The organism is Pseudogemmobacter lacusdianii (assembly GCF_030848395.1).
GTDB lineage: Bacteria > Pseudomonadota > Alphaproteobacteria > Rhodobacterales > Rhodobacteraceae > Pseudogemmobacter > Pseudogemmobacter lacusdianii.
On the sequence record NZ_JAVDBT010000011.1, the window covers coordinates 132,212 to 146,452 of the forward strand.

General features: G+C 61.2%; 13 protein-coding genes and 1 pseudogene. 6 read left to right on the top strand and 8 right to left on the bottom strand.

The window, feature by feature from the left end:
- The first annotated feature begins 45 nt into the window (after positions 1-45).
- Positions 46-939: a universal stress protein gene (locus Q9295_RS12625; RefSeq protein WP_306680920.1), complete on the top strand. Its 894-nt coding sequence runs from the start codon at positions 46-48 to the stop codon at positions 937-939.
- Between the two features lie 109 nt (positions 940-1,048).
- Here the strand turns inward: Q9295_RS12625 and Q9295_RS12630 are convergent, their stop codons facing one another.
- From Q9295_RS12630 to Q9295_RS12640, 3 genes are read right to left on the bottom strand one after another with little or no spacing between them, the layout of a single operon-like run.
- On the bottom strand, positions 1,049-1,261 hold the full coding sequence (locus tag Q9295_RS12630) for a hypothetical protein (RefSeq protein ID WP_306680921.1): 213 nt from the start codon (positions 1,259-1,261) through the stop codon (positions 1,049-1,051).
- Entirely contained in the window at positions 1,254-1,478 is a 225-nt protein-coding gene (locus tag Q9295_RS12635) for a hypothetical protein (protein ID WP_306680922.1), read from the bottom strand. The genes Q9295_RS12630 and Q9295_RS12635 overlap by 8 nt, the downstream gene beginning before the upstream one ends.
- A gap of 24 nt (positions 1,479-1,502) precedes the next feature.
- Positions 1,503-2,105, bottom strand: a complete 603-nt coding sequence (locus Q9295_RS12640; protein WP_306680923.1) for a peptide-binding protein — start codon at positions 2,103-2,105, stop codon at positions 1,503-1,505.
- 166 nt (positions 2,106-2,271) lie between these two features.
- Here Q9295_RS12640 and Q9295_RS12645 point away from each other — a divergent pair.
- Positions 2,272-2,569, top strand: a pseudogene (locus Q9295_RS12645) (transposase); the annotation flags it as partial.
- A 61-nt stretch (positions 2,570-2,630) separates the two neighbouring features.
- Positions 2,631-3,071, top strand: coding sequence for a hypothetical protein (locus Q9295_RS12650; RefSeq protein WP_306680932.1), 441 nt, complete (start codon positions 2,631-2,633; stop codon positions 3,069-3,071).
- 227 nt (positions 3,072-3,298) lie between these two features.
- Here the strand turns inward: Q9295_RS12650 and Q9295_RS12655 are convergent, their stop codons facing one another.
- Together Q9295_RS12655 and Q9295_RS12660 are read right to left on the bottom strand one after the other, a co-directional pair.
- The gene (locus tag Q9295_RS12655; RefSeq protein ID WP_306680924.1) at positions 3,299-3,430 is read right to left on the bottom strand and encodes a putative transporter small subunit; all 132 of its coding nucleotides are present in this window, start codon (positions 3,428-3,430) and stop codon (positions 3,299-3,301) included.
- A 4-nt stretch (positions 3,431-3,434) separates the two neighbouring features.
- Positions 3,435-5,123, bottom strand: coding sequence for a sodium:solute symporter family protein (locus Q9295_RS12660; protein WP_306680925.1), 1,689 nt, complete (start codon positions 5,121-5,123; stop codon positions 3,435-3,437).
- Between the two features lie 1,307 nt (positions 5,124-6,430).
- Here Q9295_RS12660 and Q9295_RS12665 point away from each other — a divergent pair.
- On the top strand, positions 6,431-10,759 hold the full coding sequence (locus Q9295_RS12665; protein ID WP_306680926.1) for a strawberry notch-like NTP hydrolase domain-containing protein: 4,329 nt from the start codon (positions 6,431-6,433) through the stop codon (positions 10,757-10,759).
- A 4-nt stretch (positions 10,760-10,763) separates the two neighbouring features.
- On the opposite strand, the gene Q9295_RS12670 is transcribed toward Q9295_RS12665, so the two are convergent.
- Positions 10,764-10,985, bottom strand: a complete 222-nt coding sequence (locus Q9295_RS12670; RefSeq protein WP_020952624.1) for a hypothetical protein — start codon at positions 10,983-10,985, stop codon at positions 10,764-10,766.
- Positions 10,972-11,256 (bottom strand): BrnT family toxin, encoded by a 285-nt coding sequence (locus Q9295_RS12675; protein ID WP_306680927.1) that lies wholly within the window; start codon positions 11,254-11,256, stop codon positions 10,972-10,974. Before Q9295_RS12675 ends, Q9295_RS12670 begins: the two co-directional genes overlap by 14 nt.
- Positions 11,257-11,312: 56 nt before the next feature.
- Here Q9295_RS12675 and Q9295_RS12680 point away from each other — a divergent pair, with 56 nt between their 5' ends.
- Positions 11,313-12,356, top strand: a complete 1,044-nt coding sequence (locus tag Q9295_RS12680) for a DUF7146 domain-containing protein (RefSeq protein ID WP_306680928.1) — start codon at positions 11,313-11,315, stop codon at positions 12,354-12,356.
- Between the two features lie 352 nt (positions 12,357-12,708).
- Positions 12,709-13,635, top strand: coding sequence for a DUF2493 domain-containing protein (locus tag Q9295_RS12685; protein ID WP_306680929.1), 927 nt, complete (start codon positions 12,709-12,711; stop codon positions 13,633-13,635).
- Positions 13,636-13,794: 159 nt separating this feature from the next.
- Here the strand turns inward: Q9295_RS12685 and Q9295_RS12690 are convergent, their stop codons facing one another.
- Complete coding sequence (locus tag Q9295_RS12690) at positions 13,795-14,172, bottom strand: pseudouridine synthase (RefSeq protein WP_306680930.1); 378 nt, start codon at positions 14,170-14,172, stop codon at positions 13,795-13,797.
- Positions 14,173-14,241: the final 69 nt, after the last annotated feature.

The following is a 14,241-nucleotide window of genomic DNA, read 5'->3' on the forward strand; positions in this document are numbered from 1 at the left end:
GAGCCCATACCGCTTGGCTCCTCCCCTCATGTCAGGAGATCCGGCGTGACGATCAAAACAATCATTGCAGCGATCGCCCTCGAAAATGGTGAGCAGCAGGTAGCGCGCCGCGCGATCCGGCTTGCAGTCGACCACGGGGCCAAGCTCGTGCTGGCTCATGCGATCGAGAGCATTCCGAAATCTGATCCCGATCTTCCGGCTCCAGCCAACGAGGAAGCAATCGCTAACGTGCTGGAGGCAGAGGCTATCGCATCACTCAAGCAGATGGCCGAGAGTGCGACGGTTCAGACAGAAATCGAGGTCGAATGCGGCAAAGCCGACCAGTTTATCGAGCGTCTGATCCGCGACCACGCTGCTGATCTACTTGTCATCGGACCAGGAAAGCCTCAAAATCTGCGCGAAAGAATATTCGGCTCGACCGCCGACCGGGTCGTCCGCGCCGGGGTATGTCCGATCGTGGTCGTCAAGCGCGCGGCCGACGAGCCATACCACCGTGTGATTGCGGCCATTGATTTTTCCCCAATGTCGTTTGCGGCAGCACAGAGCGCTGCGCAAATAGCCCCCTCGGCGAAACTTGAGTTGCTACACTTCCTCGAGATCCCGCTTACGTTCGAGCAGGCCATGCTGAAAGTGGGAACCTCTCAGGCCGAGCTCGACCAATATCGTCAAGCCAAAGCAAAGATTGCCTACGTAGAATTGCGCTCTATCCGTGCAGATCTCGCTCTGACAGGAAGAATCCGGGTCGTTCGCGGCGATCCCGCCACGGCGCTGGTGCGGCTGGCGAGGAGCGGAAGAACAGACCTCATCGCGCTTGGCATTCACGGAAAGAGCGCGGTATCCAAGTTGATTTTGGGCAGTGCCGCGCGCCGCGTGCTCGCGGCTTCATCGTGTGATGTGCTTCTGTCAGGTGGCGCAATTTCGAGGGATTACTCGGCATGAAGTGCGGGCGCAAGCTAAGTTAAGGCTTCATCGCTGGTTAAGCGTGCTGGCACCCACGGGGTGCGAATTACCCGCATGCGAGTTTTGCCCAGAAAGGACCCAAAGGATCTCACTGCGGTCGGGTGGCTTTTTCCGTCCAGGGGATTACGCAGTTGGAACCGTGCAGACCACTGCCATCGTAATGGGTAATCTCGATCGCGCCCCCAAGGCCATGACAGGCTGAATAGGGCCAGATGTTGAATTGCGGCAGAGCGAGGCCGGTAATCATCCCGAGGAAGAAGATCCCCGCAACCACTGCGATGGATTTGATCGTTCTATTCATTCGCTTCTATTCTCTGCTGTGCCTTTTGCACCTTGCGCGCCACAACCTGGGCCAGGTGCTGGACCCCGTATAGCACCAAGGCATTGGTGATCCCGCCTATCAACACGCCGACCAGCAGGCCATCTTCTCCGAGGAGATGACGGGAAAGCCGGATCGCGCCTGCGAAGACAGCCAGCATCGCCGCGAAAACCAGTGCCAGACCTGCCAGCTGGCCCAAGCTCTTTCTAAGCAGCTTCATTCGTTAGCGCGGCGTGATCGTACAGCAGCCCGCCAGCATGGGCCTGTCGCCCTCGCGCAGGCTGATGATTGCCTGCAGGGCATAGCTGCGATCGCTCATCCCGTCCGAGCATTGCTGCGGGACGATAACGGCGGTCAGCGCGCCTGCCTGCACCGCGCGCATCCGGTCTTCGGCAAATCCGCGATCGTTGATATGCTCTATCTGGTAGCTTTTCGGTTCGCTGTCGGGCGTGTCGAGCGTGGCTTTGCCTTCTGCAAAGGTGATGCTCCAGAACGGTTCGGTGCCGACGCAGCTGAGCGAGGCGGGCAAAGCGCCAGTCTTCCACATGCTGGGCTGCATCTGCAGGAAGCGTCTGGAGACCCAGCCGCCGCTTTCGCCGCCATTGATCCATGCCCAATCGCTGCCTTCGGAGAATTCCACCACCTCGATATCCTTGGTGTCGGGCGCGACGCTGCCGATGATCGCCGCGCTGGCATTGGGCTCGAGGCGGATATTGAGCACGTCCTTGGCTGTCACGCCGGTGACCGAGAACAGTTCCGGCAGCACGGGGACATCGGCCAATGTGGTGGTGGGGGCAAGCAGGAGAAGCAGGCTCAGGATACGCATGGGGACCTCGTGAAAGACTGTAAGGGATAGTGCTATGACGTGGCCGGAGAGGCAACTATTGGCGCGGGCCGATTATCTGGCGGATTTGATTGCGGCAGCTAAGGCGCGTTCGAAAGCGGGGCCGATGGCCTCGCGGTAAGGGTGCAGAGCGGTCGAGATGAAATCGAAGCGCGGCTTGAAACAAGACCCAAAACTGGCCATCGGCGACGGCGCTTTGGACCGCTCTGCGGGAGATTTTCGCTGCGACGCGGGAACAGAGATGTTGGGTCCATAAAACGATCAACGTCCTGAACGCCATCTCCAAGTCCATGCAAGAAAAAGCCAAAGGCCATTTGCACGATATATGGCAAGCCGAGACCAAAGCCGCAGCAAATGCGGCTTTCGACGTCTTTGTCAAAACCTATGGCGTGAAATGGGAGAAGGCGGTTGCCAAGCTGATCAAGGACCGCGGCGCTATGCTGACAGGACCCCCAAGATATCGGCCTCAGGGACCGTCTATAGGTAGGTGTCAGATGGAGACTGCTCATGTTGAAATACCAGAAACTGCTGCCGTTAGTATTTTGTCTTATACCTTGTGTGGCGGGGGCCCAAACGGAGGCTGTGCTCTCCGAAATGTTCAGGCGCACGAATATCCCCGTTGAGGACATCAAGAGCTCGATCGAAGCGTGCGATCTTAGCCAGCACTCTTTGAGCCTCTGTGCACTTGCAATGGCGGTTTCCGCTGAGCTGATTTTTGATGACCTACAACAAGAAATGCTGATCTTCAGGCCAACCGAATATACGAATTTCAAAGCTAAAGTATGGACCGACTGCGAGAATACCGGTCAGGAGGCAGCTTACGGCCGGACCATGCTCGCAGCTGATGTTTCGCTATGTGTCGCTGCTGAATTCAGGGCACGCCACAGAGCTATGTTAGAGGTCCGGAGAATTGATGCCGCACCGCATCCACCTCATAAGTGGGACTAGACTGTGGGCGCGATCTTGAAATCGACTATGTCGCAAAGGTGCAGGGCGCGCAGTTGGGCTTCGATGAACGAGAGTGTTGCGATAGATGCAGGAAGCACGTCGTCACAGAAAGTCAAAGTAGGGGGCTGTTTGCATGGGATCGTGGCGCCGAGGAAGCTTAAGCGGACACGGGTAGGAAGCGATACAGAGCCCGTGCAAGGGGCCCTGCATCATCACCCCGGTGAGACTTACATCATGGATCGTCCGGCTTTACGCGCATCGCGCCATTCTTTGCCGAATGCCGTTACGATCACTGCAAGTACAACCCCAACTATCAGCGGCCAAGCAAGCAGATAAGCGCTAAGAAATACAGCATTCATAGTGTCACTCCTGTTTTGCGGCGCGATCGAAACGCCCGGTTTGTTGGGCGATGACCTCGAAGTCGAAGTGTTGATCGCCCAGTAGGGAGATTCCGACGCAGAGCAGCGTGCTGATTGAGTAGGCCAGCAGAGATGCAGTCAGCACCGGATAGAGATGCAGAAAGCCCATGCCGAAGGGCAGGACGGCTAGCGTCACGAGGCTCCCTGCGATAAGGCTGGCCTTAAGACCGAGAAAGCCAAACACCATCAATCCGGCGATGACGCCGACGCCCACGACCGAAAGAAGGTCAGAAAAAAGGGCGATGGGTCCGACAAGCTCGATCAAGCCAAAGCGTACGGGGAAGAATACTGCCAGCGCCGCCACAACCGCGATGCTGAAGGCCTTGTTGGTCACGCGGCTCCAGTAGAAGCTTGCGATCACGGGAAATACCAAAGCCCCCCAGATCGCACCAACGAGGACCAAAAGATCAAGGATGTTCAAGCGATTTGACGCGATATAAACGGCGATTCCCGTCGCTGTGATCATCGTACAGCGCCCGACCAACAGCATCAGCTTGGGGTCGGCGCGGCCGGGCTTGGCTATGTTTCGGCCGTAGAAATCCGTCATCATGATCGAAGAGAGGGCGGAAAGGTCGCTATCCGCGGTCGAGGCCATTGCGCCGATGATCATCACGAAGAAGACGCAGAGCATCGCGGTTCCGAGATAGCTGGCGGCGAGTTGCGGGATGAGGTTGTTGACGTCACCGTCAAGAGGCTCGATACCAAGATAAAGCGCAAGCACCCCGAGCATGCCCACCCCGATAACCGTCGCGCCGTATCCGACGGTGGCAGTGATAAAGGTCTGCTTAATTTTGTCCTCGCGCACCGCAAAGAGACGCTGCGCGATGGTTTGGTTGCCGATCGCATAGGCGAGGACCGCCGCAATATAGGGCGCGCCTTGGTTTAGGAAGGCCTCGGAGGAGAAGAAGTTTTGCTGCTCCGGCGTCAAGTTGACGGCGCCGGTCGTGAAGATCTCGGGGCCGCCCGCAGTGAAGAATACTGTCGGTACGATGATCGCCGCGGCACCTAGCATGGCGCAGACCTGCACGAAGTCGGTCAGGATCGAAGCGCGGATGCCCGACCAGAGCGTATAAAGCAGAACGCCTGTCGCGATCACCAGAACCCCCGCCGAAAAGCTGAGTGGCGAGAGCATGGCGATGAGCGCGCCGCCTGCAATGAAGTTGGAGGTCAAGCTCAGAAGGCTACCGAGCACGTTGGAGCCGGCCAGAAGCAGCTGGCTGGAGCGGCCGTGACGCACATGCAAGATCTCGGCAAGCGTATGAGCATTGGGTGCGAGGCTGCGGATCCTTCGCCCGAATGGGTAGATGAAGAGGATCATCAAGGCACCCCAAAGGCCGTAATGTATTGGGCCGGAGATACCGTAGATGTAGCCAGAGGTCGCTGACGCATACAGCGAGGAGGCCCATATCCAAGTCGCCGTCATAGAGGCGGCGGAGATACCAAAGGCAACTTTATTGCCTGCGGTCATGTAGTGATCGGCGTTCTCTTGTTTGCGACCGATGGAGAGCGTGATCAAGAACGTCACGCCGAAAAATAGTGTCAGAAGTAGAAGGGTGAGGGGGGTTCCTAGTTGCTGGATCTGCATAGCACCTTTTGCCAATTGTTTCCTGACTCGAAGCAGTGCAGCCGTCATCGCCCGGAGAACCGGACTAAGGCTGTTGAGCCGAGAGTTTGCTTGTGCTCCGCATGAAAGCAGACGATGGCAGAGCAGCGATGGGCTTCGTCGGAATTCGACCAAACCTGAGGTGTCATCTACCGATGATCACGGGTTGTAACATACCGTTGCAAATCCATTATGCAACCCGCAGGCTGCGCGCAGCAGTAGCGCATGCTGTATGCGGTGCAGGCTGTTTGAGCTGTCAGCGCGACGCGGTCGGGACGACACAAGCACAAAGCGCCCACTCAGTAGACGTCGAAGAACTGCTTGGATAATCCACGTAATCCGTGTCAGCATCAAATGGTAATCATCCCCATAGATATTCGATCTGAAAAGGTGGGTTATGCGCCTCATTGCTGCGTTTCTTATTTCTCTTTCTACCCTGTCCGGACCCTCATCGGCTGAAAACGTACGGCCCTCTATGAAGCTAGGCTCACACTGGCCGTATACTCTATTCCTGGAATCAAGTCGGTGGATGTCGCAAAAACTTACCTTCCCGATATCGCGCTGTCGGACCTGTCTCTGCTTGGATTTTTTGGCGATTTGCCTGCCGCAACCATACGTCGCACCGAAGGTGCCTTACCTAGCGAGCTTCGCTTATCAATAAATTTCACAGTCAGAAGGGACGAAAAGGGCCTAAAGGCGCTTGAGTTTCTGGCCTGATGGGCGAAAGATCATGCACGGGCTGGCGAAAATATACAGCTACGTGCAATTGCATTGCCTCCTATAGAGGGAGCAAATGTGCAACTCGGTGAGACGCTCAAATTCACTATCGATTGGTTCTATATTAACAAATCTGAGAACCTTGGAGAGGTGATGTCTGATATAGAGAGGCTGTCCATATCACTGGAAGGGGAAGTCGAAGCAGCGCGTTCAGCCTTCTGATATGGCGACATTTTCATATTAGCGTGGGAGAGTATCCTGTGAGCATAGCGCGCCGCGAACAACCGCTAAGGGCTCTTTACGACGAGGGGCAGTGAGTTCCTCCTCTTGATCAGGGTCTTGATTTTGACGTCTCCCGGCGCAGCCGGGACCGGGCTCAGGTCCTGGCGGACGGAAGCCAGCGTCGCCGTCTTCCCCCTTTCGGGCATAGATCCCTGACGCAGGGCCCGACTGAGGTGGGGGGCGCCGAGGGGTGAGCCGCGGCCACTGCGCGGAGGTTACGGGTCTGTCCGGTTCAGCGTGAGAGGTCGAGAGGGGGCCGGAACGGGCAGGTTCCGGACGGTTGAGAGAGAGCGCTGTCCGGGCCTGTCCAGTGCTCTGCTCTCCCGAGGGTCTCCCCGATGAACGATCTGTCCCCCGCGGCCACGGCGCAAGCGCCGGTCGCGCCCACTCCTGTTCCGGCCGCCCGCTGCATTCTCACAGCAGCGGAGGAGCTTCTTCCGCATCTCGAACGCGGCCGGCGCATCGACAGCACGGTGCTGCGCGGTGCTATGGAGACCGCATTCGGTGCATCTGACGCTTCCGGCCTCTGGGATTGGAAAGATGCCTATGAGGCCTGTGAAGTCGCCACGGTTCTGTTCCTGCGCAAATTCGGCAGCGCATTGCTCCGCAAAGCGGCTGCGCCCGAGGCGCGTCTCGCGGCGCTGACGAAGATCGCCGCCCTGCTGCCGAGCCATACAAGGCGTTCCGAGGAAAGCCAGGCGCTGCAGCAGTTCAGCACGCCCCTTCCGCTCGGGCTCGCAGCTGTCACCGCCGCGTCGATCACGCCCGCGGATCTGGTGCTGGAGCCCTCAGCCGGCACCGGCCTGATGGCAATCCTTGCCGGTATTGCTTGCCGCAGCCTCGCGCTGAACGAACTGGCCGAGACCCGCGCGGATCTTCTCTCCTCTCTCTTCCCGGCCTTGCCTGTCACCCGGTTCGATGCCGCCCAGATCCACGACCACCTCGATGCAGGAGTCGTGCCGTCCGTTGTCTTGATGAACCCGCCCTTCTCTGCGCTGGCCAATGTCACCACGCGCGTGGCAGATGCCGCTTTCCGCCATATCGTTTCCGCTCTGGCGCGACTCGCCCCTGGCGGGCGGCTGGTGACCATCACCGGTGCTGGGTTCGGCCCCGAAGCACCGGCTTGGCGCGAGGCCTTCATCCGGCTGCAGGAGCATGGCCGCGTGGCCTTCACCGCCGCCGTGGACGGCGCCGCCTATGCAAAGCACGGCACCACGTTCGACACGCGGCTGACGGTGATCGACAAGATCCCGGCCGAAGATCCTTCCTCCTTCCCGGCCTCTTCTGGCATTGCGCCCGATGTTGCGACGCTGCTCAGGTGGATCGCTGCCCAAGTGCCGCCGCGCTGCGTGGTCGATCTGCCCCGGCCACCGGCAGCACCGGCCGCCGCCCGTACGGTGCGCTCCTACCTTGCGCAGGCCGGTGCGACGAAGTCTCCTCAGGTTACATTGACGACTTCCAATGCCGTCGAGCTCGCCTATGACACGCTGGACTGGACGCCGCCTGAAGCCGCGCGGCTCTCGGACGCGATCTATGAAGAATATGCCCTGCAGGCGATCCGTATTCCCGGCGCGGCCCCGCATCCGACCAAACTCGTGCAATCCGCCGCAATGGCCTCGGTCGCGCCGCCCCGTCCCTCCTACCGGCCACTTCTGCCCGCTGACATCTGCGCCCGTCTCTCGGACGCGCAGCTCGAGACGGTGATCTATGCGGGTGAGGCGCATAGTGATCACCTCGCTGGCTCCTGGACGCTGGACGAGACCATGGACAAGGTCAGCGCCGCCGCACCGGATGCAGTTGGCGCTGTCCGCTTCCGGCGCGGTTTCATGCTGGGCGATGGGACGGGCGCGGGCAAAGGACGGCAATCGGCCGGGATTATCCTCGACAACTGGCTGCGGGGCCGGCGCAAGGCACTCTGGATCTCCAAATCCGACAAGCTGATCGAGGATGCGCAGCGCGATTGGTCGGCCCTCGGCCAGGAGAAGCTGCTGATCACGCCGCTCTCCCGCTTCGCGCAGGGGAAGGCGATCACGCTCAGCGAAGGCATCCTCTTCACCACCTATGCCACGCTGCGCTCGGATGATCGGGGCGAGAAGGTTTCGCGGGTTCGCCAGATCGTGGACTGGCTGGGGTCGGATTTCGACGGGGTGGTCATCTTCGATGAGAGCCACGCCATGCAGAATGCTGCCGGGGGCAAGGGCGAGCGCGGCGATGTCGCGGCCTCACAGCAGGGCAGGGCAGGCCTGCGGCTCCAGCACGCGCTGCCAGATGCCCGTGTGGTCTATGTCTCCGCGACCGGAGCGACGACGGTACACAATCTCGCCTATGCGCAGCGCCTTGGCCTCTGGGGCGGTGAAGACTTTCCCTTTGCCACCCGAGCAGAGTTCGTCGAGGCGATCGAGGCAGGCGGCGTGGCAGCCATGGAGGTGCTGGCGCGCGATTTGCGCTCGCTAGGCCTCTACACGGCGCGGTCACTCTCCTATGATGGGGTCGAATACGAGCTGATCGAGCACCAGCTGACCGAAGAACAGCGCCGGATCTACGATTCCTATGCCGGGGCCTTCGCGGTCATCCACAACAATCTCGATGCGGCGATGGATGCGGCGAACATCACCGGCTCGGATGGCACGCTGAACCGTCAGGCCAAATCCGCTGCCCGCTCGGCCTTCGAGAGCACCAAGCAGCGCTTCTTTGGCCATCTGCTGACCTCGATGAAAACGCCGACCCTGCTGGGCTCGATCACGGAGGATCTGGAAGCGGGCCATGCGGCCGTGATCCAGATAGTCTCGACCGGCGAAGCCTTGATGGAACGGCGGCTGGCCGAGATCCCGACCGAGGAATGGAACGATCTGAACACGGACCTGTCTCCGCGCGAATATGTCATGAGCTACCTGCAGCATTCCTTCCCGGTGCAGCTCTACGAGCCCTTCAGCGATGGTGGGGGCAATGTCAGCTCGCGGCCGGTGTTCCGGGATGGCCAACCCGTCGAGAGCCGCGAGGCGGTCTCCCGGCGCGATGCGATGATCGAGCATCTGGCCGGCCTGCCGCCGGTCCCAGGGGCGCTCGATCAGATCATCCAGCATTTTGGCACCGAGATGGTGGCGGAAGTCACTGGTCGCTCGCGCCGGATCATCCGCAAGGGTGATGGCCCGGCAGCTCGGCTGGCGGTCGAGAACCGCCCATCGTCAGCCAATCTCGCCGAGACCCAGGCCTTCATGGATGACGGCAAGCGCATTCTCGTCTTCTCGGATGCGGGCGGCACCGGGCGCAGCTATCACGCCGAACTCTCGGCGCGGAACCAGCGCCTGCGGGTGCATTATCTGCTGGAACCGGGCTGGAAGGCTGACACCGCCATTCAGGGCCTTGGGCGCACCAATCGCACCAATCAGGCGCAGCCGCCCCTGTTCCGGCCGATTGCGACCGATGTGAAGGCGGAAAAGCGCTTCCTCAGCACCATCGCACGGCGGCTCGACACGCTCGGGGCGATCACCCGCGGGCAACGCCAGACCGGCGGGCAGGGGCTGTTCCGGCCCGAAGACAATCTGGAAAGCCCCTATGCCCGGGCTGCTTTGCGTCAGCTCTACCTCCTGCTGGTACGCGGCAAGGTCGAGGGTTGCTCGCTGGAGCGGTTTGAATCCGCCACCGGCCTGAAGCTGATGGACTCAAACGGCATCAAGGATGAGCTGCCGCCGATCACTACCTTCCTCAACCGCTTGCTGGCGCTGACCATCGAATTGCAAGGCATTCTCTTCACCGCTTTCGAGCAGCTGCTGGAGGCCAAGGTCGAGGGGGCGATCGCGGCGGGGATCTATGATCTGGGTCTCGAGACGCTGAAGGCCGAAAGCTTCACTGTCACCGACCGGCAGGTGATCTACTCCCATCCCGGCACCGGGGCCGAGACCCGGCTCCTGACCATCACTGAGCGGCGGCGCAACACGCCCTTGCTGCTCGATGCTGTGCTCGACGAGTTGGACGATCCACGCGCAGTCTTGCTGGTCAACAGCCGCTCCGGCCGCGCGGCTGTGCAGGTGCCGACCACCTCGATCATGCTTGACGATGGCGAGATAGAACGTCGTGTGCGCTTGATCCGGCCGATGGAAGCCTTCAGCATGTCCGTCAGGATGATGAGTGACACGCTTTGGGTTGAGACTGACAGTAAGACCTTCGCGGCCGCATGGCGGGCCGAGGTCGCCGATGTGCCGGAGTTCTCGGATGCCACGCTGCATGTGGTTTCGGGGTTGCTGCTGCCGGTCTGGAAGCGCCTGCCGCAGGATGAGACCCGCGTCTATCGCCTGCAGACCGATGACGGCGAGCGGATCATCGGCCGCCGGGTCTCGCCCGCCTGGGCAACGAACGCCACCGCAAGCGGAGCGTCCAGCCTGACCCCGGATCAGGCCTACGCCGCATTGCTCGACGGGCGGACCGTCCTCGATCTTGCCGAGGGCCTGCAACTGCGTCGCTCGCGGGTGATGGGAGCGAACCGGATCGAACTGACCGGCTTCTCGGAAGCGATGCGCGAGCGGCTGCGGGCTTGGGGGCTCTTCAGCGAGATCATCTCCTGGAAGCTGCGCTTCTTCGTGCCGGTGGGTGCAAATGGCACCGACATCCTCGGCAAACTGCTCGCGGTCTATCCGATCAGCCGTATCACCGAGCGGGAGGCGGCATGATGACCTATCCTGCCAACGCTTTCCGCAGCGCCTCGGTGACGAAGGCGCTCTTGTTGCCGACTTCGTTCAGCTTTGCGGCGATGTCGGCGTCGATCATCAGGTTCATCCGAACCTTCTTCTCGCCCGGCAATAGTGCCGGGCGTCCACGCCGAGCGGTGGCGAAGAAGCTGTCGCCGAGATCGCCGACCTCGCCATCGCTATCGATCAGCGGCCTATCCTTGTTCATAGCGCTTCCTTTCCCTTGTGTTGGCCTTGCGCAGGCTGATCACCCGCAGCGCCTTGCCGCGGACGCACCAGGCCACCACGCAAAGCCGGTCATGGATCGGGACGAGGCTGACAAAGCGGCGCTCGCCGTATTCCTCCCGCAGATCCTCGGCGGTCAGGGCGTCATCCCAACGCGCCGCGGCAACATCGGCAAAGTCGAGGCCCCGTTCCTGCAGGGTGCGCGCGCGTTTGTCTTCGTCCCAGTCCAGATCCATGCGCTCAAGATAGGGCAACGTGCCTCACGGCACAATAAAAGTGTGTATAGTTATTTTCGGCATGAGGTGTCGTGATGGCTCGCATCGATGCCGCCGATCTGTCGCACCGTCTTGGCCAACAGGCCGAGGCGGTGTGTCGGCACTATCTGTCGAATGGCCGCAAACAGGGCAATTACTGGCAGGTCGGCGATGTGCGCAATGAACCGGGGCGGTCGATGTTCGTCCGTCTGACGGGTCCGGCGTCGGGCAAAGGTGCTGCTGGAAAGTGGACCGATAGCGCTACGGCCGAGCACGGTGATCTGCTCGATGTGATCCGCGAAAGCCTTTGCCTTAGCGACTTCGCCGATGTGGCCGAGGAAGCCCGTCGATTCCTCAGCCTGCCGCAGCTCGAACCGGCACCGGAGGCGAAGACGCGCAGATCGGCACCAGTTCCTTCTGGATCACCTGACGCTGCAGAGCGGCTCTGGCGCATGTCCCGGTCCATCCGGGGCACGCTGGCCGGCACCTATTTGCGCAAGCGCGGCCTGAAGGATCTGCGCGATACCGACAACCTTCGCTTTCACCCTGACTGCTACTACCGCCCGGAAGGCGCAGGTCCGACCGAGACCTGGCCCGCGCTGATCGCCAGGATCACCGATCTCGACGGCAAACTCACCGGCGTGCACCGCACCTGGCTCACCCGCGATGGCAGCGGGAAAGCGCCTCTAGACCCGCCGCGAAAGGCGATGGGAGATCTGCTCGGCAACGCGGTCCGGTTTGGTCACGTGCAAGATGTCATGGCGGCAGGAGAGGGCATCGAGACCGTGCTCTCGCTGCGCCAGATCCTGCCAAAGATGCCGATGCTCGCGGCTCTCTCCGCAGGACATCTCGCAGCCATCCTGTTCCCGGCTACTCTGCGCAGGCTCTATATCATCCGCGATAATGATCCGGCCGGCGACGGCGCGCGGGACAGTCTGGTCGCCCGGGCACACGAGGCCGGGATCGAACCCATCACGCTCTCGCCCATGCTGGGGGATTTCAACGACGATCTCATGGGACCGGGTCTGGAGGCACTTCGGGCGCAGGTCCGGGGGCAACTCGCCCCGGAGGACGTCAGCCGCTTCATGACCCTACGCTGATCCGCCGGGAACGGGGAGGGTGATCGGGCGGGCGCGCTCCTGCCCGGGCACACAGAGGAGGCAACCCCCTTCGGCAAGAGGACCGCGCCGAGGCCTTCTCAGAGGGCGAGCGGCCCACAAACGCTCCGGCCCGGCAATGGCGGCGCCCGACTGATTTCCGTCGGCGGGCCCGCCACCCCACGCGACAAGTCGCGCGGGGACCCCGTCTGCCCCGCCTTTACATCGCGAAGCAAATCAGCCTGGCTTTGCCATCAAGGCCCGCGGGTGCGCGGGCTGCCCGGCCGGAGCGCCCGTGGGCTTGTCGTCGCCAGAAGGCCGCGACGGTCGCGGTCCAATTCGAAGGATGCATCCCATGTATGCCCAGGACACATTCGAGCCCGATCACACCATTTCCCCGACCGGCCACATCATCGAGGACATGCAGCTCTATGGCTATCGTCCCGCCGAGGGCGAGGCAGATCCCCGGCCCACCCCCGAAGACCAGGCCATCCAGACCGCAGTCTCCGACATCTTCGATGCCCTCATTTCCACCATGGCCGATACCAGCCTCGATTTCGACCTCGACGAGATCCTCTGGTCGACCGTCAACACCTTCCACCGCGCCGCCGAGCGGATCGAACGCAAACTGGATGACAACGAGCAGGCGCAGAAACGCCTCCAGCGCGAACAGGATGGCAGCGAGGTCAAATCCGTCCAACTCGAGAGCCTGATCGGCATCGGCGGCAATCTGATCGAGCGCCGTGAGAGCCTGGAACTCTTCCGCGAAACCGCCGCTGACATCTTCTTGCGCGTGACCGGCACCCATTGGGCCCCGCGTTCGGGCTCACGTACCAATCATCGCCATCTGACCGCAGCGATGATCGACAGCCGCGACTTTCTCGCCGCCAAAAAGATCGCCGAGACCGAGATGCTGGTCCCGCCGGGGCCGAAGGTTGCATTCTCCGGCGGGGATACCACCGATCACCGCACGATCTGGGACCGTCTCGATCAGATCCACGCCAAACACCCGGACATGGTGCTGATGCATGGTGGAAGCCCGAAGGGTGCCGAGCGCATCGCCGCCACCTGGGCCAGCAACCGCAAGGTGCCGCAGGTTGCCTTCAAGCCGGACTGGACCAAACACGCCAAGGCCGCGCCCTTCAAGCGCAATGACCAGATGCTCGACTGCCTGCCGATCGGTGTCATCATCTTCCCCGGCACCGGCATCCAGGAGAACCTCGCCGACAAGGCCCGCAAGATGGGCATCCCGGTTTACCGCATGGCGAAGGGTGGCGCGTGAGCGCCACCCCAACCTGTCCACAATCTCAGCACGGCGCTTCCAGATTTTTGAAAATTCCGTCGGAAACAGCGGCGACCGTGAACCGGGTCTGTGGAAACCATAAACCTTGTCCAGGTCTCGCTATACCCGCTAGGCAGCAAATATTTCGCATCCATTTCGCTATAGAAAGATCAATTGCCGCTCTTCTCCCGCAAGCTGTCTCCATGCGCCGGCAATCAGATCCCCGGGCAAGTGTAATTGCCCCAATCTTTCGCGATGTAGCGCCTCAACATGGTTCCCGCAGGCTGCAAACATGCGGCGCACCTGATGGTATCGTCCCTCGGTAATCGTCAGATATGCTTCGGTCGGTGCGACGACCTTCAGCACTGCGGGGTCCAGCGGTTTCGTCTCACCCTTCAGCATCAGGGTACCAGAGGCGAACAGCTCCACCTCATCCTCATTCAGGGGGCGGGAAAGGGTCGCGCGATAGGTCTTGCTGACCTTCCGTTTCGGGCTTGTGACGCGGTGCAGGAACTCGCCGTCGTCGGTCAGCAGCAACAGGCCAGCCCACATTTCCCAAGTAAGGCGCTGATTTCGCTGTCCTGACCATTATATTTCCTATATAAA